We start from the raw sequence: 18,849 nt of genomic DNA, 5'->3' as shown, positions 1-18,849 counted from the left end.
GTCATGGCACGCTTCTTTATCGATCGTCCGATCTTCGCCTGGGTGTTGGCCATCATCGTGATGCTGGCCGGCATCCTGTCCATCGCCACCTTGCCGATCGCGCAATACCCCAGCATCGCGCCGCCCGCTGTCGCCATCACCGCCAACTATCCGGGCGCCTCGGCGCAGACCCTGGAAGACACCGTCACCCAGGTCATCGAGCAGAAGATGAAGGGCCTGGACCATCTCAGCTACATGGCCTCCACCAGCGAATCCAGCGGCACGGTGACCATCACACTGACCTTCGACAACGGCACCGACCCGGACACCGCGCAGGTGCAGGTGCAGAACAAGTTGTCGCTGGCCACGCCGTTGTTGCCGCAGGAAGTGCAGCAGCAGGGCGTGACGGTCACCAAGTCGGCCACCAACTTCGTCAACGTGCTGGCCTTCACCTCCGAAGACGGCAGCATGAGCGATTCGGACCTGTCCGATTACGTGGCGGCCAATGTGCAGGAAACCATCAGCCGCGTCGAAGGCGTGGGCGACACCACGCTGTTCGGTTCGCAATACGCCATGCGCATCTGGCTGGACCCGAACAAGCTGAGCAATTTCAGCCTGACCCCGGTGGATGTGCGTAGCGCAATCCAGGCGCAGAACGCGCAGGTGTCGGCCGGCCAGCTCGGCGCGTTGCCGGCGGTGGCCAACCAGCAACTCAATGCCACCATCACCGCGCAGACCCGGCTCAAGACCGCCGAACAGTTCGAGAACATCCTGCTGCGCACGCAGTCCGATGGCTCTCAGGTGCGGCTGCGCGATGTGGCGCGGGTCGAACTGGGTAGCGAAAGCTACAACACGGTGGGTCGCTACAACGGCAAGCCCGCAGCGGGCCTGGCGATCAAGCTGGCCACCGGTGCGAATGCGCTGGACACGGTGCGCGCCATCGACAAGAGCCTGGAAGAGCAGGAGAAGTTCTTCCCGCCGGGCATGAAGGTGCAAAAGCCCTACGACACCACGCCGTTCGTGCGCATCTCCATCGAGCAGGTGGTGCATACGCTGGTCGAGGCAGTGGTGCTGGTGTTCCTGGTGATGTACCTGTTTCTGCAGAACTTCCGCGCCACCTTGATTCCGACGATTGCGGTGCCGGTGGTATTGCTGGGTACGTTCGGCGTGCTGGCCGCGTTCGGCTTCACCATCAATACGCTGACCATGTTCGCGATGGTGCTGGCGATCGGCCTGCTGGTGGACGATGCCATCGTGGTGGTGGAAAACGTCGAGCGCGTGATGGGCGAGGAGCAGTTGTCGCCCAAGGACGCCACCCGCAAATCGATGGACCAGATTTCCGGTGCGCTGGTGGGTGTGGCGCTGGTGCTTGCTGCGGTGTTTGTGCCGATGGCGTTCTTCGGCGGGTCCACCGGCGTGATCTACCGGCAGTTCTCGATCACCATTGTGTCGGCGATGACCTTGTCGGTGCTGGTGGCGATGATTTTGACCCCGGCCCTGTGCGCCAGCTTGCTCAAGCCGGTGCACAAGGGCCATGGCATGGCCACCACCGGCTTCTTCGGCTGGTTCAACCGTCTGTTCGATCGCGGCAACACCCGCTACCAGGGCGTGGTGCGGCACATGCTGGGCAAGGGCTGGCGCTACATGCTTGCCTACGCGGTGCTGCTGGCGCTGGTGGTGGTGGGGTTCATGAAATTGCCGGTGGGCTTCCTGCCGGATGAAGACCAGGGCACCTTGTTCGTGCTGGTGCAACTGCCGCCGGGTGCCAGCGATGCGCGCACCGGCGAGGTGATCCGGCAGGTGGAGCATCACTTCCTGGTCGATCAGAAGGACTCGGTGTCCGGCGTGTTTGCGGTCTCCGGTTTCAGCTTCGCCGGCACCGGGCAGAACGTGGGGCTTGCCTTCGTCAAGCTGCGGCCGTGGGACGAGCGTACCGGCAAGGGCCAGAGCGTCACCGACGTGGCGGCCAAGGCCGGGGCGTATTTCGCCAGTATTCGCGATGCCAAGGTGTTCGCCTTCGCGCCACCGGCGGTGTCGGAACTGGGCAATGCCACCGGCTTCGATCTGATGCTGCAGGACCGCGCCAACCTGGGCCACGACGCCTTGATGCAGGCGCGCAATCAACTGCTCGCGGAGCTGTCGCAGGACAAGCGGCTGGTGGCGGTGCGCCCGAACGGGCAGGAAGACACGCCCGAATTCAAGCTGGAGATCGACCCGCACCGGGCGCAGGCGATGGGGGTGTCGATCTCCGACATCAACAACACCTTCTCCAGCGCATGGGGCAGCGTGTACGTCAACGACTTCATCGACAAGGGACGTGTCAAGAAGGTGCTGCTGCAGGCCGACGCGCCGTACCGCATGAATCCGCAGGATATCGACCGCTGGTTCGTGCGTAACAGCGCGGGCACCATGGTGCCGTTCAACGCCTTCGCCACCGCCAGCTGGCAATCGGGTTCGCCGCGGCTGGAGCGTTACAACAGCGTGCCGTCGGTGGAGATCCTGGGCATGGCGCTGCCCGGCGCGGCGTCCAGTGGCGAAGCGATGCAGATCGTGGAAGCGGCGGCGGCAAAATTGCCGCCGGGTATCGGCTTTGAATGGACCGGGTTGTCGCGACAGGAAAAATCCTCCACCGGCCAGACCGGCCTGTTGTACGGCCTGTCGATCCTGATCGTGTTCCTGTGTCTGGCTGCGTTGTACGAAAGCTGGGCGATTCCGTTCTCGGTGATCCTGGTGGTGCCGCTAGGTGTGTTCGGCACGCTGCTGGGCGCGATCCTGACCTGGAAAATGAATGACGTGTACTTCCAGGTGGGGTTATTGACCACGATTGGTCTGGCATCGAAAAACGCGATCCTGATCGTGGAGTTTGCCAAGGAGCTGCATGAGAGCGGCAAGAGCCTGATCGAGTCGGCACTGGAAGCGGCGCGCATGCGCTTGCGGCCGATCCTGATGACATCGCTGGCCTTCATCCTGGGCGTGGTGCCACTGGTGCTCACCAGTGGTGCCGGTGCAGGCGCGCAGCATGCGCTGGGCACGGCGGTGATCGGCGGCATGTTGTCCGGCACGGTGCTGGCGATCTTTTTCGTACCGCTGTTTTTCGTGCTGGTCAGCGGCATGTTCAAGCGTCGCGCGCAGCCTGCCACGCCCGCCACTGCGCAACCGACAGGACACTGACATGACACCGATTCGCATGACACTTGCCGCCATCGCGGTGGCCAGCGCGCTGTCTGGCTGCACCATGATGCCGCGCTACACCCGTCCCGACGCTCCGGTGCCGGAACACTTCGCCGGTACCGGGTCCACCACTACGGCCGACGCGGCTGCAAGCGAACCGGCGCGCAGCGTGGCCGATATCGGCTGGCGCGAGGTCTTCACCGACCCGGCGTTGCAGCAGGTGATCGCGCTGGCGCTGGAGAACAACCGCGACCTGCGCGTGGCCGCACTCAACATCGAAGTGGCGCGTGCGCAGTACCGGGTGGAACGCGCTGCGTTGGTGCCGGCCATCAATGGCACCGGCACGGCGAACAATTCGCGCACGCCGAGCGAGCTTGCCATCCCCGGGCAGCCGGCGGTGTTTCGCACCTACAGTGCCAACATCGGCATCAGCGCGTACGAACTGGATCTGTTCGGGCGCGTGCGCAGCCTCAAGGAACAGGCGTTGCAACAGTTCCTGTCTACCGCCGAAGCCCGCCGCAGCACCCATATCAGCCTGGTCGCAGAAGTCGCCACCGCGTATCTGACCCTGGCCGCCGACCAGGCGTCGCTGCAATTGGCGCAGTCCACCTTGCGTAGCCAAGACGACAGTTATCGCCTGCAGCAACGCAGTTTCGAATTGGGCGTCGCCTCGCAGCTGACCCTGCGCCAGGCGCAGACCACGGTGGAAACCGCACGCGTGGACGTGGAGCGCTACACCGCGCAGGTAGCGCAGGATCGCAACGCCCTGGTGCTGCTGGTCGGCACGGCTGTGCCGGACGCCTTGTTGCCGCGTGCGTTGCCCGACAGCGCCAGCTTGGAAGGCAGTGTGCTGGCCAGCGTGCCGGCCGGGTTGCCGTCGCAGCTGCTGCAGCGTCGCCCGGACATCCTGGAAGCCGAGCGCAACCTGCGTGCGGCCAATGCCAACATCGGTGCGGCGCGTGCGGCGTTCTTCCCCAGCATCAGCCTGACCGGCTCGGTGGGCTCATCCAGCAGCAGCCTGTCGAACCTGTTCGATTCTGGCACGCGCGCCTGGAGCTTCGTACCGACGCTGACCTTGCCGATCTTCAATGCCGGGCGAAATCGCGCCAATCTGGACATGGCCAAGGCCAACCGCGATATCGAGGTGGCCCGCTACGAGAAATCGATCCAGAGTGCGTTCCGCGAAGTGTCCGATGCGCTTGCGCAACGCGATACGCTGGGCCGGCAGTTGCAGGCGCAGCAGGCGTTGGTCGATGCGACCGCCGATAGCTATCGCTTGTCGCAGGCGCGTTTCGAACGTGGCGTCGACAGTTATCTGCAGGCACTGGATGCGCAGCGCTCGCTGTACAGCGCCCAGCAGACCTTGATCGGCACGCAGCTGTCGCGGTTGACCAATCTGGTGACGTTCTACAAGGCGATGGGTGGCGGCTGGTTGCAGACGGCAGAGCCGGAGGTGGCCAGCGTCGCGACGGGGCAGCCGCATGGATGACCAGACCCCCGCCGACGCTGCACTGCGTGCGCCTGCGCCACCCGGCAAGCGCGGTGCCATCCTGGCGGCGGCGCGTGCGCTGTTCGAGCGCTGCGGATTCGAGGGCACCAGCATGGACACCATCGCCCAACAGGCGCGGGTGTCAAAGGCCACGCTGTACGCGTACTTTGCGTCCAAGGAAGTGCTGTTCCGCACCACGCTGGAGGCATTGGCGCATGCGCCGCGCAGTCACTGGGACAGGTTGCTGGAGGCGCAAGGTCCATTGGATCGGCGCCTGATTGCCGTTGCCAATGCGCTGCTGCGCGTGGCGAGCCGCAGCGCACTGGACGATGCCGCGTACGCGTTGGTGCGTCCGCCGGTATTGCCCAGCCAGATGCGCGAGGAGATGTGGATGCTGTGCTTCGAGCGTTACGACCGCATGATGCGTACCCTGCTGGCGCGTGAGGTGGCCGCCGGAGCGCTGGCGATCGACGACCTGCCGGAGGCATCGGTCCATTTTTTCGGGTTGATGACCGGGCTGCCCGCCAACGCGACGATGCGTGGCGACCTGTTGCAGGCACCGGCTGCAGCGCAGCAGGTGTATGTCGCCAGTGCGGTAGCGCTGTTCCTGCGCGCGTATCGGCCGCAACCGTCGGCGGTGCGCACGGCAGGCAAGCGCGAAGTGCCTGGCGGGTTCTAGTTGCAGCAGCAGGACTGCGCGATGGATGGCAGTAGTCGCTGGTGCGTTGTCTGCGTTCGCATGCAGGGCCACCACTGCATCAGGCGCGCTGCGCGTTGATGAGGGTCGCTCATAAGCGTTAGCGCCGCCCGCTGTGCAATGAGCCTGCGGCACCGGACTATCGTGGCGCATCGGTGCTGCAGCGGTATTGCCGCCTGCGGCCGATCCATTCGATGCGGCCATTGCCGCGGGAGAAAGCGATGCAGATACGACAGTTGGGAAACAGCGGGTTACAGGTTTCGGCACTGGGCTTGGGCTGCATGGGCCTGAGTTATGGCTACGGGCCGGCGACCGGGCGCAAGGACGCCGTCGCCTTGCTGCAGGCGGCCGTGGAGCGTGGCGTCACTTTCTTCGATACGGCCGAGGCCTACGGGCCCTTCGCCAACGAGACATTGCTGGGCGAGGCGCTGGCGGCGCACCGCGACCAGTTGGTGATTGCAACCAAGTTCGGCTTCAAGGACGGACATGCCGACGCCGGGCTCGACAGTCGTCCCGAGCGGATCCGTGCGGTGGCCGAGGCCAGCCTGACGCGTCTGAAGACCGACCGCATCGACCTGTTCTATCAACACCGCGTGGACCCGGCGGTGCCGATCGAGGAGGTGGCCGGCACGGTCAAGGACTTGATTGACGAGGGCAAGGTTAGGCATTTCGGGCTGTCCGAAGCCGGTGCCGACACCATCCGGCGCGCGCATGCAGTGCAGCCGGTGACCGCAGTGCAGAGCGAATACTCGCTATGGTGGCGCGAGCCGGAAACCGGCGTGTTGCCGACGCTGGAAGAACTCGGGATCGGCTTCGTGCCATTCAGCCCGCTCGGCAAGGGCTTCTTGACCGGCGCCATCCAGGCCGACACGCAATTTTCCGCCGACGATTTCCGCAATCAGGTGCCGCGGTTCGCAGCCGAGGCCCGTCAGGCCAACCAGGCGCTGGTCGGGCGCATCCAGGCCATCGCTGCCGACAAGGGCGGCACCCCGGCGCAGGTCGCGCTGGCGTGGCTGCTGTCGCGCAAGCCGTGGATCGTGCCGATTCCCGGCACCACCAAGCTGCATCGCCTGGACGAAAATCTGGGCGGCGCTGCGTTGACCCTGAGCAGCGAGGATCTTGCGCGCATCCAGCAGGCGCTGGATGCGGTGGCGATTGTCGGCGAGCGTTACAGCCCGGAGCGACAGAAGCTGGTCGGTCAATGACCCAGCGGTGCAAGCGACCGCACACCGCCGCAATCGTAGGAGCGCGCTTGCGCGCGATGGGGCTTTGTCGATAAGGCCTCATCGCGCGCAAGCGTGCTCCTACATGAGCGTGTCACCGCGGCAAGGCGTGCCGCAGCGCATCGACCGCCACCTTTACCCTCGCCGCAAACCGAAGCTGTTGTAGGAGCGCGCTCGCGCGCGATGGGGCGTTACCGATAAGGCCTCATCGCACGCAAGCGCGCTCCTACAGAAGTGCGTCAACGCACCAGATCGTGCCGCAGCGCATCGACCACCACCGTTACCCTCGCCGCAAACCGAAGCTGTCGTAGGAGCGCGCTCGCGCGCGATTGAGCGTTACCGATAAGGCCTCATCGCGCGCAAGCGCGCTCCTACGGAAGTGCGTCAACGCACCAGATCGTGCCGCAATGCATCGATCACCACCTTGAGTGCGCTCGAGGATTGGCGGCGGCTGGGGTAATAGGCGTAATAGCCGTCGAACGGGTCGCACCAGTCTTCCAGTACGCGGCGCAAGCGGCCGGCGGCGATATGGTCCAGCACCATGGTGTCCGGCAGGAACGCCAGTCCTGCGCCGGCCAACGCGGCGCGCAGGATCGCGCTGCTGCCGTTGAAGGTCCATTGCCCATCCACGCGCACCTTGACCTCACGCCCGTCTTTTTCGAAATCCCAGGCCAGCAATCCGCCGTGCGTTGGCAAGCGCAGGCCGATGCAGTTGTGCTGCGCCAGATCGGCCGGAACGCTCGGGATGGTGTGATGCACGAAGTAGCCAGGGACCGCGACCACCGCCATGCGCTGGCGCGGGCTGATCGGCACCGCGATCATGTCCTTGGCGACCTGGTCGCCCAAGCGGATGCCGATGTCGTAGCGCTCGGCCACGATGTCGGCCAGGCCGTAATCCACGGTGACTTCGATCTTGAGGTCCGGATAGTCGGGCAATATTTTCGAAAGCGCCGGCCACACGTAGGCATCGGCGGCATGCCCGGCGGTGGTGATGCGGATGGTGCCGGCCGGCTTGTCGCGGAAGTCGGTGAGCGCGGACAACTCGTCGTCGATCTCCTGCAGCCGCGGTGCCACCGTCTCGAACAGGCGCGCACCGGCTTCGGTCATCGAAACGCTGCGCGTGGTGCGGGTCAGCAAGCGGATGCCCAACCGCGTTTCCAGGGCACGCACGGTATGGCTCAACGCCGATTGCGAGACGCCCAGTTGCGCGGCGGCTCGGGTAAAGCTGCCCTCGCGCGCGACGGTGACGAAGACCTGCAGGTCGTTGAGGTTTTCCCGAGCCATTGCTGCCAGTGCCGCTCCAGGCATGCGATTCATGCGGCCAGCATCATGCGCGATGGAGTGTGATGGCCTCAATGCCGGTGCCCCGCAGCGCAGCCGCATTGATGCGCTGGGTTTCTAGCTGCATGCGGATTTGCAGGGGGAGTGTGTCTGCGCATGCGCGCTACAGTGCAGGCAACCGGATGCAGGGCAGGGTGGCGCTCTGCTACCGACTGCCAGACCGATGCGGCGGCTGCCCGATAGCGCATCGGCCGCTGGTCCGCTTCGACCTGCGAGGCACCCCGCGCGGCCTGGCAAGCCATTACTGCGTTGTTTCACCACACTCAAGGAGTACCGCAATGAATCTGTTCGCAACTGCAATGTCGTTGTCGATGATGGCCGCGACCACCGCGCCGGGTGGCGAGGGAAACGGGGGCACGCAGGCGCCGATCAAGGTGAGCCGTGCCGGCGGTGCGGCGTCGGCGGTGGGCCCGGCCGATTACTTCACCGGCAAGGTGCGGATCGATGCGTCGTTTCAGGCCGATGCACCCGCACGCGTGGGCGGTGCCACGGTGACCTTCGAGCCGGGCGCGCGTACCGCCTGGCACACCCATCCATTGGGGCAGACGCTCATCGTCACCGCCGGTGCGGGGAGGGTGCAGGAGTGGGGCAAGCCGGCGCAGGAGATCCGCCCCGGCGACATCGTGTGGATTCCGCCGGGCGTCAAGCATTGGCACGGCGCGAACGCGACGGTGGCGATGTCGCATATCGCCATTGCCGAGTCGGTGGATGGCTCGCCGGTGACCTGGCTCGAACAGGTGACAGATGCGCAGTACAAGGCCGATTGAGCGACCGGGAATGGCGCAGCGGGTATGCCGTCTTCGACTGCAACGACTGCATCGCCATCGCTGCAGGAGCGCCGCAGCTGTTGTGCGCGGCGCGATCTGCGCGTGCAGAAGACCGCGGTGGTCAGGCCGGCGGTCTCATGCCGCTTCGGTCGCGTCGGGCGCGCTTGCGCGTAAGCGTTGTGCATCGCGCGCGGGCGGCTCGCCGAGAAGGCGCGCGTAGTCGCGGCTGAATTGCGATGCGCTCTCATACCCCACCCGAAACCCGGCGTCGGCGGCGGTGAGCGCCTCGGCCACCATCAACCGGCGCGCCTCGTGCACGCGCAGATGCGAGCGGTACTCCAGCGGTGTCATCGAGGTCACCGCCTTGAAGTGCGCATGGAAGGTGGAGCGGCTCATCGCCGACAGATCGGCGATCTGCTCGATGCTGAAACGCTGCGCGTAGTGCTCGCGCAGCCACACGATGGCCTTGGAGATCTGGTTGAGGCGGCTGTCGGCAATCGCCATCTGGCGCACCACCGCATTGGCGGGGTCGGCCATCAGGCGATAAAGCAATTCGCGCGTGACCAGCGGGGCCAGCGCGGCGATCTCCTGCGGTCGGTCGAGCAGGCCTGCCAGCCGCACCGCAGTGTCGTACAACTGCGGCGTGCTGCGGTTGAGCAACAGGCCGGCGCTCGCGGTGTCGCGCTGCGGCTCGGCAAGTTCCGCGTGGTGGATCGCCAGTTCGCTGAGCACCGCCGTGTCCAGGTCCAGGCAGAAGCACAGGTAAGGGTGGGTGGCGCTGGCCTCGATTACCGAGCCGACGATGGGAAGGTCCACCGAGGCCACCAGGTACATCTGCGGGTGGTAGTGATAGGCCTGGTTTCCCAGCATCGCGCGCTTGCGGCCCTGCGCCACCAGGCACAGCATCGGCGTGTAGACGGTAGGGATGGAGTCGGAGGCGACGGCGCTGCGCATCACGTGCAACCCCGCGATCGGCGTGGCGTGCATGCCATCGGCCGGTGCGTGGCGCAGCAGGATGTCGGTCAGGTCGGCGGTGGCAGAGGGCATGCGGGACGCTCGTGCGTTGGCGCTATGCGGCACGGCCGCGGTAGCGCGATCCTACAAGGGACACCGTGGTGCGCCCAGCAATGGCAGACTCGACAATGCCGCCGATGCGTGCGCGTGCCAGTGAAGCCCTGGCCATCGGGGCAATGCCGCTGATCGATCGCTCACGCACATTCCGTATTCTTGCGACCTGTCTCCGGTGCCTCGATCGTCATGCCTGCCAAACCCCGTCCCTTAGCTGCCGCCACCCCTGCCGACTGGAAGGCGATCGAGCAGGCGGCGACTGCCGAGCTTGCCAGGCGTACGCGGCTGGCGCATCAGCAGATCGTCGGCCTGCTGGGCACGCACGGACATCTGCTCAGCGACGCCCAGCGACGCGCGCTCGGCAAACGCCTGCAACGCAGCGGCAAGTAAGGCGTCCGCGCCGTGGCGCCACCCGCAGCCGCGCTGCGCGCACAGTTGGCCCGGGCCTGCGGACGGCGGCACGGCGGCACGGCGCGTGCGGCCTGTGCGCAGCCCACACGATCTTCTAGCTAGCCGCCATGCAGGCGCTCATGCGCCCGTTGCCGATTCCCACGGCGGCGTCTGGCCGAAGTGTTCGAGCAGAAAGTCCACAAACGCACGCACCCGCGGCGGCTGCAGCTGGCGCGCGGGCATCACGGCGCTGATCTGCGAGGTGGGAGGCGGGTAGTCGGTCATCACTTCGACCAGGCGACCGGCGCGCAGGTCGTCGGCGATATGCCAGTACGAATGCATCGCGATGCCTTGCCCGGCGAGCACCGCATCGCGCACCAGTTCGCCGAAGTTGCTCTCGAAGCGGCTTTGCATGCGTACCCGCACCTGGCCGCCTTCCGGCGTCTGCAGCGTCCACAGGTCCTGGCGGCCATCGCGGCCCATCAGCAGCACGCCTGGATGCTGCATCAAATCCGCGGGAGTGCGCGGTATGCCGTGCCGCTGCAGATACGCAGGCGAGGCAGCCAGCGTGCGGCGGTTATCGGCAATGCGCCTGGCCACCAGGCCGGAGTCGTCCAGCGCGCCGATGCGGATCGCCAGGTCGAAGCCCTGCTGGACCAGGTCCACCAGGTCGTCGCTCAGATGCGCGCTGATGCGCAGGCGCGGGTGCCGTGCCTGGAAGGCGGGCAGCAGCGGGGAGATGTATTGACGCCCGAACGAGGCCGACAGCGTGACCCGCAAGGTCCCGCCGACATCGTGGGCGCTCTCGCGCAGGTCGTCGGCCAGCGCTTCCAGGTCGTCCACCAGCACCCGGCCGCGCGCCCCCAGCTGCTGCCCTTCCGGCGTGGGATGCAGGCGGCGGGTAGTCCGGTGCAGCAGGCGCACGCCGAGGTCGCGTTCAAGCCGTTTCAGGCGCTGACTGGCAACCGCGACCGACAGGTCCAGGGTGTGGGCGGCGGCAGTGATCGAGCCCAGGTCCAGCACACGCAGGAACAGCGCGATATCTCCGAGACGGTCCATGCATTATCAATCAGGCATTGAAAGTGAATCAGCATAACAAGGCTTCTTGAAGAGGATTGTCCGGCGCAGGCTATGCGCAGTCCTTCCCCGGTTCCTGTCATGTCCTCCCCTGCGTCCCGCCTGCCACCAGCCCTGCTGGCGCTGACCATCGGTGCCTTTGGCATCGGAACAACCGAATTCGTCATCATGGGCCTGTTGCAGCAGGTCGCCGCCGACCTGGGCGTCTCGCTCACCGCAGCCGGCCTGCTGATCAGCGGCTACGCGCTGGGCGTGAGTATCGGCGCGCCGGTGCTCACGTTGCTCAGTGCCCGCTGGCCGCGCAAGGCCGTGCTGGTGAGCCTGATGATCGTGTTCACCCTGGGCAATCTCGCCTGTGCCCTGGCGCCCGACTACGCCAGCCTGATGGTCGCGCGGGTGCTGACCTCGCTGGCGCATGGCACGTTCTTCGGCGTCGGCGCGGTGGTGGCCACTTCGCTGGTGCCGCCCGAGCGGCGTGCCTCGGCCATCTCGTTGATGTTTGCAGGCCTCACCGTGGCGACCCTGCTGGGCGTGCCGGCCGGTGCATGGCTCGGCCTGCAACTTGGCTGGCGGTCCACCTTCTGGGCGGTAACGGTGATCGGGGTGCTGGCCACCGCTGCGGTTGCGCTATGGGTGCCGGCCGCCGCAGGTGCGGCGGCGCCGGTGTCGTGGCGACAGGAAGTGGCGGTACTGCGGCGCGGGCAGGTGCTGCTGGCGCTGGCGATGACGGTGCTGGGCTATGCCGGCGTGTTCGCGGTATTTACCTATATCCAGCCGCTGCTGGTGCAGGTGAGCGGGTTCGCACAGGCAGCGGTGTCGCCGGTCTTGCTGGTCTTCGGCGTCGGCATGGTCGTGGGCAATCTGCTGGGCGGGCGGCTGGCCGACCGGCGCGCCACCGCCGCCTTGCTGTGCACGCTGGCGGCGCTGGTGGCGGTGCTCGCTGCGATGGGCCTGGCCCTGCACAACAAGACCGCGATGGTGGTGGTTGTCGGGCTGCTGGGCGTGGCCGCCTTCGCCACCGTGGCGCCGCTGCAATTGCGTGTGCTCGAACATGCACGCGGTGCCGGCCAGAACCTGGCCTCCAGCCTCAATATCGCCGCGTTCAATCTGGGCAATGCCCTGGGTGCCTGGCTGGGCGGCGTGGCGATCTCCACCCACGCCGGCCTGGTCGCCACCCCGTGGGTCGCCGCGCTGTTGAGCGCCGTCGGCCTGGGGATCGCGTTGTGGAGCGTGCACCTGCAGCGCCGGCGTGCCGCTGCGCCGGCGGCATGCGCGCAGGTGGGTTGATGCGGTTCTTCAGGCGTGGTGAGTAGGCCGCGCAACCGCGCGCGTGCGCGATCGGCGCCTGTGCTGGGCGAGCAGCGCCTGGCGCCGCTGGTTGCAGGACCCGCTGGCACTGCGCGCAGACGTTCTTTCGGCTTCAAGGAGCATTGCAGTGGAGACACGTTTTCTCGGCCGTTCCGGTTTCAAGGTGCCGGTGCTGGGGCTGGGCGCCGGCACGTTTGGCGGCAAGGGGCCGCTGTTTTCCGCCTGGGGCGATACCGATGCGGCACAGGCGCGGCGCATGATCGACCTGTGCCTGGAAGCGGGGCTGAACCTGTTCGACACCGCCGATGTGTATTCCGATGGTGCCTCTGAAGAGATCCTCGGCCAGGCGCTGCAGGGCCGCCGCGATCAGGTGATCCTCTCGACCAAGACCGGCCTGCGGTTGGGCGATGGGCCCAACGATGCCGGCGCCTCGCGCTTTCGCTTGTTGCGTGCAGTGGATGCCTCGCTGCGACGCTTGCGCACCGACTATATCGATCTGCTGCAGCTGCATGCCTTCGATGCGATGACGCCGGTGGAGGAAACGCTGTCCACGCTCGATGGGCTGGTGCGCGCCGGCAAGGTGCGTTATCTGGGCGCGTCCAATTACGCCGGTTGGCAGCTGATGAAATCGCTGGCCGTGGCCGACGCACAGGGCTGCAGCCGCTTTGTCGCCAACCAGAGCTATTACTCGCTGGCCGGGCGCGACTACGAATGGGAGCTGATGCCGCTGGGCATCGACCAGGGCGTGGGCGCGGTGGTGTGGAGTCCGCTGGGCTGGGGGCGCCTGACCGGCAAGCTGCGCCGCGGCCAGGCATTGCCCGAACACAGTCGCCTGCATGCCACCGCTGCCGCCGGCCCGGCGATCAGCGACGAGCGCCTGTTCGACATCGTCGATGTGCTCGACGCGATTGCCGCAGAGACCGGCCGCAGCGTGCCGCAGATCGCCATCAACTGGCTGCTGCAACGGCCCACCGTCAGCACGGTGCTGATCGGCGCACGCGACGAAGCGCAGTTGCGCCAGAACCTGGGTGCGGTGGGCTGGTCGCTGACGGACGCGCAACGCGCGCGCCTGGATGCAGTGAGCGCGGTGGAGCCACCGTATCCGTATTACCCGTACTGGCGCGGGCACTTTGCCGAACGCAGCCCGCTACCGGTGTGAGGCGGGCTGCGCCATTGCGCCACGCTGCTGCCGGATGGCGACAGCGTGGCATACCTCACTGTTGCCGCCTCACAACGGCCGTGCCGCGCGCGGAATCACCTCGGGCATGATCGCTCCCACGCCCTTGCTGCCTTGCAGCTGTTTGCAGTTGTCCAGTGCAGTGGTCACCGATTCGTAGCCGATCATCGCGCTGCCATCGATGGCCGAGGCATAGATCAGCTTGCCGCCAGTGCGCGTTGCCAATGCATGCGCAATGGCGGGCGTGGTGTCGAAGAGTTTGATCGAGGCGCCCAGCAAGATCAGCTGGCCGCTGCGGGTTTCGAGCGCTGCGGCCACGCGTGGGGCTTGCCCGGCCGGAACCGCGGCGGCCGTGCGTGCGGCGGTGCCGGCATCGAGATAGATCGCGTAGCGGTCGAAGCGTGCAACCGGGGCGTCTGTGGTGGTTTGCGACGCCGGCATCGCGCGTGCGGCGGTCGTTGCAGGCGCGCCCTCGGCCAGCCTGACCACTGCGCCGGGAATCAGCCGGAAGCTGCTACGTCCTGCAGCGATGGTCGGTCCGGTCGCCGCAGCATGCAGGCGTTTGCTGTCGACCAGCTGCGCCGACGCGGGAGCGCAGACGCCGGTTGCAACGACAACGAGCAGAGTGAGCAAGGATATCTTCATGTCAGTGACCCACCACGCGCATTTCGAATTCCTCCAGTTGTTCCTTGCCCTGGTCGGCGAGCATGTCGTCGACCTCCAGGGTCCAGCGCCCGGCCGAGGGTTCGTCCAGGAAGGCGTTGCTCGATGTCAGGAACACCACCATGCCTGCGTCGCTCCTGTCGAGCGTGGAAAACGGCGTCATCAGGGTGCTGCGCGTGCCACTGGGCGAGACCAGCACCGCGCGCAGGTTGCGGGGATCCTTGTGCGTGCCGGCGAAGTACAGCTGCACGCCTTCCACCTTGAAGGATTGACCGATGTCGATCGCCAGTCTTGCGGGTACGCCGGCACCGCCGATGGTGCTGCTTTTCCCCTCATAGCTCTTCCACTCGGTGTCTTTCATCGCCGGTAGCGAGGTGAAATGCACGGCGCGTTCCACCGCCGCGGCGGCGTCCACCAGGCCGAATCCGTACCAGTTGCTGAAACGGTGGCCGGCCGCGTTGGTGATCCAGCCAGGCTCGATCACGCTGCCGTTGTAGAGCACCTTCGGCTGCTTGGGATCGACCTGCACCGCGGTGGTCGCCAGGATGTACTTGACGTCGCGCAGCGTCAGTTGCGGGTTGGCGCTCAGCATCAAGGCCGCAACCCCAGCGACGGTGGGTGCGGAGGCCGAGGTGCCGTTCATGCGTGCGGTGTAATTGCATGAGGCATCGATCTTGGACCTGCTGGTATCCAGCGCATTCTGCATCGCGCGTGTGCGGTCGCGATTGTTGCCGGCCTTGCAGCCGCTCAAATCGGTGGTGACGATCGCCGGCGAGTAGAACGGCTGCGGCCCGGTTGCAGCGAGCAGCCCGTACGACTCCTTGAACGTCTCCGGATGCGGATCGAATCTGCGTTGGAATCCAAACTCGCCGGAGAGACCAGACACCCACAATGCAGACCCGGGCGATGAGTAACTCGCGCGCACCCCATTGGCGTTGACCGCACCGACCACGATCATGGTGGTCAGGCTATTGATGTTGTCGATATTCGCACTGCTGCAGGCAACGCCCAGTTGCCGGGTCTGATCGCTGCAGCGATCGATCAGCTTGCCCTGCGCATCCACGTCGATCAGCGTATTGAAATCGTTGCCTGCCGATTTGACATAGATACCGCCCTTGCCGCCGCGCTGGGCCCGCATCAACCGTTCCAGAGCGCGTTGCTCGTCGAGGTCGCTGAATTGATACACCGCTGCCGAGACGCCGAAGCTGTTGTTGAACACATCCATTGCGCGGGCTTGCGGCCCATCGCCCCAGGAATAGCGGTTGTTGACGTACTGGATGCTGCCATCGGTGGTGTCACCGGCGTTGAAACCGGCCAACTTCGCTTCCGGCGCAATGCCGCGCCCACCGATGCCGTTCCACCCCCGCGCAGCGATGATGCCTGCTACTGCGGTGCCATGCTCGCCGTCGATGTCATCTGCTCGCGGAGTGGGGTCGTTCGATCCGTTCAAAAAATTGTGCGAACCATTGGGCAGGATGTTGTCGGCAAGATCCGGGTGCGCGATTTCCAAGCCGTTATCGATCACCGCAACATTGACGCCGGCGCCGCGGATTCCCAGCGTGTGCAGGATGTCCACATCCAGGTCCACGCCGGGCAGCGGGCGTCCATCGCCGAACACCGGTTGGGCTTGATTGAGTAGATGCCACTGGTAGCGGAACAGCGGGTCGTCGCCTTGCTGTGTCTTGTGCCGGTGCACTGCGCCGGTACCGCGCTGCGCGACAACGTCGGCAGCACTGGCAGCACTGGCAGCACCAGCGCATACGCACAGTGCCAGCAGCACGGCAGAAGACAGCGCGGAGCTCTGCGAAGAAGCAATCATCATGACCTCTGGTCAGAAAGAGGAACTACGGAGATGGCGCCAGTGACGGCGCACCAGATGCGAAGGCCGCAAGCGTCTGCCTGCGGCCGTTGACCTCACATCGGTTGCATGACCGCCTGCGTCACCACCAGCGATGCCTGCGCGATGCCACTGCTGCCTTGCAGTTGGGCCGCTGCGCGTTGTGCCTGCTCGATCGAGGCGTAGCTGATGACTGCGCTGCCATCCACCGTTGAGGCGTAGGCAATGCTCCCACCGGTGCCTCCGGCCAGCGCGGTCGCCGTGGCGGGGGTTGTGCCGGTCAGCTTCACCTGCGGCCTGACCAGCACCACCCGGTCCGTCCGCTCGTTGACCGCCGCGGCGAGCGTGCGCTCAGGCGCGAGGGGTTGGTTGCGCGCCGCGCCGGCAGGCGGGTCGAGCACCACCAGAAAGCTGCCGATGCGTGCGATCACCTTGCCGCCCGGCGGCGGCGTGGCAGAGCCCTTACGCGCAACGCCGCCAGGTCCCGATCTCCGCTTGGCGTCGACCGCGGAGGTCTTCTGCTCGATGACCGTAGCAGGCAACATGCGGAAGGTGTCCGTTCCGGAGCGGAAGCGTGCGCCGGTGGCGGCTGCCAGCGCGGCCTGCGGAGCGGCCGATTGCGCTGCATGCGCTACGCCGCTTGCAACGCTGCAGCCCATCAACAAGGAAACAACAAGCGCGATCTTCATGTCAGTGCCCCACGATGCGAAGGTTGAACGCCTTGAGCGCTGCGGTCTTGCCAGGCTCGCTCATGTCGGTGACTTCCAGTGTCCAGATGCCGCGCGAGGACTCGTCCAGAAAGGCGTTGCTGGAGGTGAGGTCGATGTAGAAGCCGGTCTTGGCGTAGGCCGCGGGGTCCAGGACCGAGAACGGCGTGGCCACCACGCTGCGGGTGCCGCTGGGCGAGATGAGCACCACGCGTAGATTGCTCGGCGTCAGATGCGCAGACCGCAACGACAACTGCACCGCTTCGATCTTCATCGCCTGCTTGATGCGGATGCGGAGCGTGCCAGGTCGTGCCGGACCGCCGATCTGGCTGGGCGGGTTAGTGGAGGCGACCCATTGCGTGTCGCGCATGGGTGGCAGCGGAGTGAAGTAGCTCGCCTTGTAGAACGCTGCTGCGCCATCGGCCAGGCCGAACCCGTACCAATTGCTGAAGCGATGTCCGGCCGCATTGGTGATCCAGCCCGGGTCGATCACGCTGCCCTGGTAGACCGCGCGCGGCTGCCAGGGATCGATCTGACGTGCCGTGGTGGCCAGGATGTACTTGACATCGCGTGCGCTGAGACTGGGGTTGGCATTCAATATCAGCGACGCGACCCCGGAAACCGTTGGAGCTGCGGCGGAAGTGCCATTCATGATCCCGTTGTAGTTGCACGATCCATCGATCCTGGAGGCACTGGTGTCCAATGCATTGACGGGATCGGAGCCGTCGTAGTTGAAGCCTGCAGAGCAACCGGTCAGGTCGGTGGTGACAATCGCCGGCGCGTAAACGTTCGGATCGTCGATGCCTGGAGCGAACTTGCGCTGATATCCGTATTCGCCACCGATTCCGGAGATCCAGAGCGCCGAGCCGGACGAGGAGTACGACGAACGCACCCCTTTCGCGTTGACGCTGCCGACCACGATGGTGCCGATCAGGTTGCTGAGTGGGTCGACGTTGGCCAGCGCGCAGCCGACATTCAATGCGCGTGTCGTCGCATTGCACAGATCGATGGTATTGCCTTGCTCATCGCTGCCGAGCAGGTCCCCGAAGCTGTTGCCCGCCGACTTGACGTAGATGCCGCCAAGACCGCTGCGGGTCGAGCGCATCAATGCTTCCCAGGAGCGCTGCTCTTCTGCGGAGAAGTCGACGTAGAACGGCGCAACCGAGCCCCAGCTGTTGTTGAAGACATCGATGTTGCGCGCCTCCGGCCCGTCACCCCACGCATAACGCACGCTCGCATCGTTGTTGGAGGAACCGCGCGCCAGGAAATCGAACCCTGCCAGCAGGACATCCGGCGCCACCCCGCGCCCGCCACGACCGTTCCAGCCGACCGCACCGATGATGCCGGCTACCGAAGTCCCATGCGCACGATCCGGGTCGATCGGCGTGGTGTCGTGCGATCCATCGCCGAAGTTGTGGGAGCCATTGGGCAGGATGTTGTCGGACAGATCTTCGTGACCCAATTCCAGTCCGTCGTCCACCACACCGACCCGCACGCCGCGGCCGCGGATATCGATGGCATGCAGGATGTCCACATCCATATCGACGCCGGGCACCGGGCGACTGTCGCCGATCACGGCCTGTCCCTGGTTGGAGAGGTGCCATTGGTAGCGCAGCAGCGGATCGCTGGCCTTGGGACTGGCCTTGGAGTTGGCAGTGGTGGTAGCGGTCACTGGCGTGTCGGCCAGTGCCGAGAGTGGTGCGCTGGTGATCAGTAGGGCACCGATCAACAGCGCGAGAGGGCGCCTGCGGTAAGGGTTCATTCCGTTTGAGTCCAGTCAAGGGTAGGCACGGTCGATACGACACAGTCTCCCGTCCTGCCGATCATGCGATCGGCAGGCGTAACTGCTTCAACAGATTCAGGCCGTGCCTATCGAGCCCGAATCAGAAGCGTCGGGAGAAATCCAGGTGACTCCACGCGGCAGCGGCCGCGGCGAGCAAAACCGATCAGGCAGC

Annotated in this window: 14 protein-coding genes and 1 pseudogene; 8 read left to right on the top strand and 7 right to left on the bottom strand. The window is 65.9% G+C overall.

Going from position 1 to position 18,849, the window contains the following annotated elements; all coding sequences use genetic code 11:
- Positions 1-3 precede the first annotated feature (3 nt).
- The 4 genes from VZ068_RS14090 (at position 4) to VZ068_RS14075 (ending at position 6,541) form a co-directional block, all read left to right on the top strand.
- Positions 4-3,150: an efflux RND transporter permease subunit gene (locus VZ068_RS14090; RefSeq protein WP_259151534.1), complete on the top strand. Its 3,147-nt coding sequence runs from the start codon at positions 4-6 to the stop codon at positions 3,148-3,150.
- 1 nt (position 3,151) lies between these two features.
- The gene (gene adeC / locus VZ068_RS14085; RefSeq protein ID WP_349655642.1) at positions 3,152-4,639 is read left to right on the top strand and encodes an AdeC/AdeK/OprM family multidrug efflux complex outer membrane factor; all 1,488 of its coding nucleotides are present in this window, start codon (positions 3,152-3,154) and stop codon (positions 4,637-4,639) included.
- Positions 4,632-5,318, top strand: coding sequence for a TetR/AcrR family transcriptional regulator (locus VZ068_RS14080; RefSeq protein ID WP_349655641.1), 687 nt, complete (start codon positions 4,632-4,634; stop codon positions 5,316-5,318). Before adeC ends, VZ068_RS14080 begins: the two co-directional genes overlap by 8 nt.
- A gap of 239 nt (positions 5,319-5,557) precedes the next feature.
- The gene (locus VZ068_RS14075) at positions 5,558-6,541 is read left to right on the top strand and encodes an aldo/keto reductase (protein WP_349655640.1); all 984 of its coding nucleotides are present in this window, start codon (positions 5,558-5,560) and stop codon (positions 6,539-6,541) included.
- Positions 6,542-6,943: 402 nt separating this feature from the next.
- On the opposite strand, the gene VZ068_RS14070 is transcribed toward VZ068_RS14075, so the two are convergent.
- Positions 6,944-7,843 (bottom strand): LysR family transcriptional regulator, encoded by a 900-nt coding sequence (locus VZ068_RS14070; RefSeq protein ID WP_349657714.1) that lies wholly within the window; start codon positions 7,841-7,843, stop codon positions 6,944-6,946.
- 335 nt (positions 7,844-8,178) lie between these two features.
- On the opposite strand from VZ068_RS14070, the gene VZ068_RS14065 reads away from it, so the two are divergent.
- Positions 8,179-8,667, top strand: a complete 489-nt coding sequence (locus VZ068_RS14065; RefSeq protein ID WP_349655639.1) for a cupin domain-containing protein — start codon at positions 8,179-8,181, stop codon at positions 8,665-8,667.
- A gap of 135 nt (positions 8,668-8,802) precedes the next feature.
- Here the strand turns inward: VZ068_RS14065 and VZ068_RS14060 are convergent, their stop codons facing one another.
- Positions 8,803-9,714: an AraC family transcriptional regulator gene (locus VZ068_RS14060; RefSeq protein WP_349655638.1), complete on the bottom strand. Its 912-nt coding sequence runs from the start codon at positions 9,712-9,714 to the stop codon at positions 8,803-8,805.
- A 210-nt stretch (positions 9,715-9,924) separates the two neighbouring features.
- On the opposite strand from VZ068_RS14060, the gene VZ068_RS14055 reads away from it, so the two are divergent.
- Complete coding sequence (locus tag VZ068_RS14055) at positions 9,925-10,125, top strand: hypothetical protein (RefSeq protein ID WP_349655637.1); 201 nt, start codon at positions 9,925-9,927, stop codon at positions 10,123-10,125.
- Between the two features lie 138 nt (positions 10,126-10,263).
- Here VZ068_RS14055 and VZ068_RS14050 read toward each other — a convergent pair whose 3' ends face one another.
- Complete coding sequence (locus VZ068_RS14050) at positions 10,264-11,184, bottom strand: LysR family transcriptional regulator (RefSeq protein ID WP_349655636.1); 921 nt, start codon at positions 11,182-11,184, stop codon at positions 10,264-10,266.
- A 99-nt stretch (positions 11,185-11,283) separates the two neighbouring features.
- On the opposite strand from VZ068_RS14050, the gene VZ068_RS14045 reads away from it, so the two are divergent.
- On the top strand, positions 11,284-12,489 hold the full coding sequence (locus tag VZ068_RS14045) for an MFS transporter (protein WP_349655635.1): 1,206 nt from the start codon (positions 11,284-11,286) through the stop codon (positions 12,487-12,489).
- A gap of 148 nt (positions 12,490-12,637) precedes the next feature.
- Positions 12,638-13,669 carry an aldo/keto reductase gene (locus tag VZ068_RS14040; RefSeq protein ID WP_349655634.1) on the top strand — a complete coding sequence of 344 codons (1,032 nt, stop codon included), beginning with the start codon at positions 12,638-12,640 and terminating at the stop codon, positions 13,667-13,669.
- Between the two features lie 69 nt (positions 13,670-13,738).
- Here VZ068_RS14040 and VZ068_RS14035 read toward each other — a convergent pair whose 3' ends face one another.
- The 4 genes and pseudogenes from VZ068_RS14035 to VZ068_RS14020 all read right to left on the bottom strand — a co-directional run bounded on the left by VZ068_RS14035 (position 13,739) and on the right by VZ068_RS14020 (position 18,623).
- Entirely contained in the window at positions 13,739-14,332 is a 594-nt protein-coding gene (locus VZ068_RS14035) for a hypothetical protein (RefSeq protein ID WP_349655633.1), read from the bottom strand.
- 1 nt (position 14,333) lies between these two features.
- Positions 14,334-16,031 (bottom strand): annotated as a pseudogene (locus VZ068_RS14030) (S8 family serine peptidase); the annotation flags it as partial.
- Between the two features lie 233 nt (positions 16,032-16,264).
- Entirely contained in the window at positions 16,265-16,876 is a 612-nt protein-coding gene (locus VZ068_RS14025) for a hypothetical protein (protein WP_349655632.1), read from the bottom strand.
- Position 16,877: 1 nt separating this feature from the next.
- Positions 16,878-18,623 (bottom strand): S8 family serine peptidase, encoded by a 1,746-nt coding sequence (locus tag VZ068_RS14020; RefSeq protein ID WP_259163859.1) that lies wholly within the window; start codon positions 18,621-18,623, stop codon positions 16,878-16,880.
- Positions 18,624-18,849 lie beyond the last annotated feature (226 nt).

It is taken from the genome of Xanthomonas sp. 10-10 (assembly GCF_040182365.1).
GTDB lineage: Bacteria > Pseudomonadota > Gammaproteobacteria > Xanthomonadales > Xanthomonadaceae > Xanthomonas > Xanthomonas arboricola_F.
This window is presented reverse-complemented; position numbering and strand designations above follow the sequence as displayed.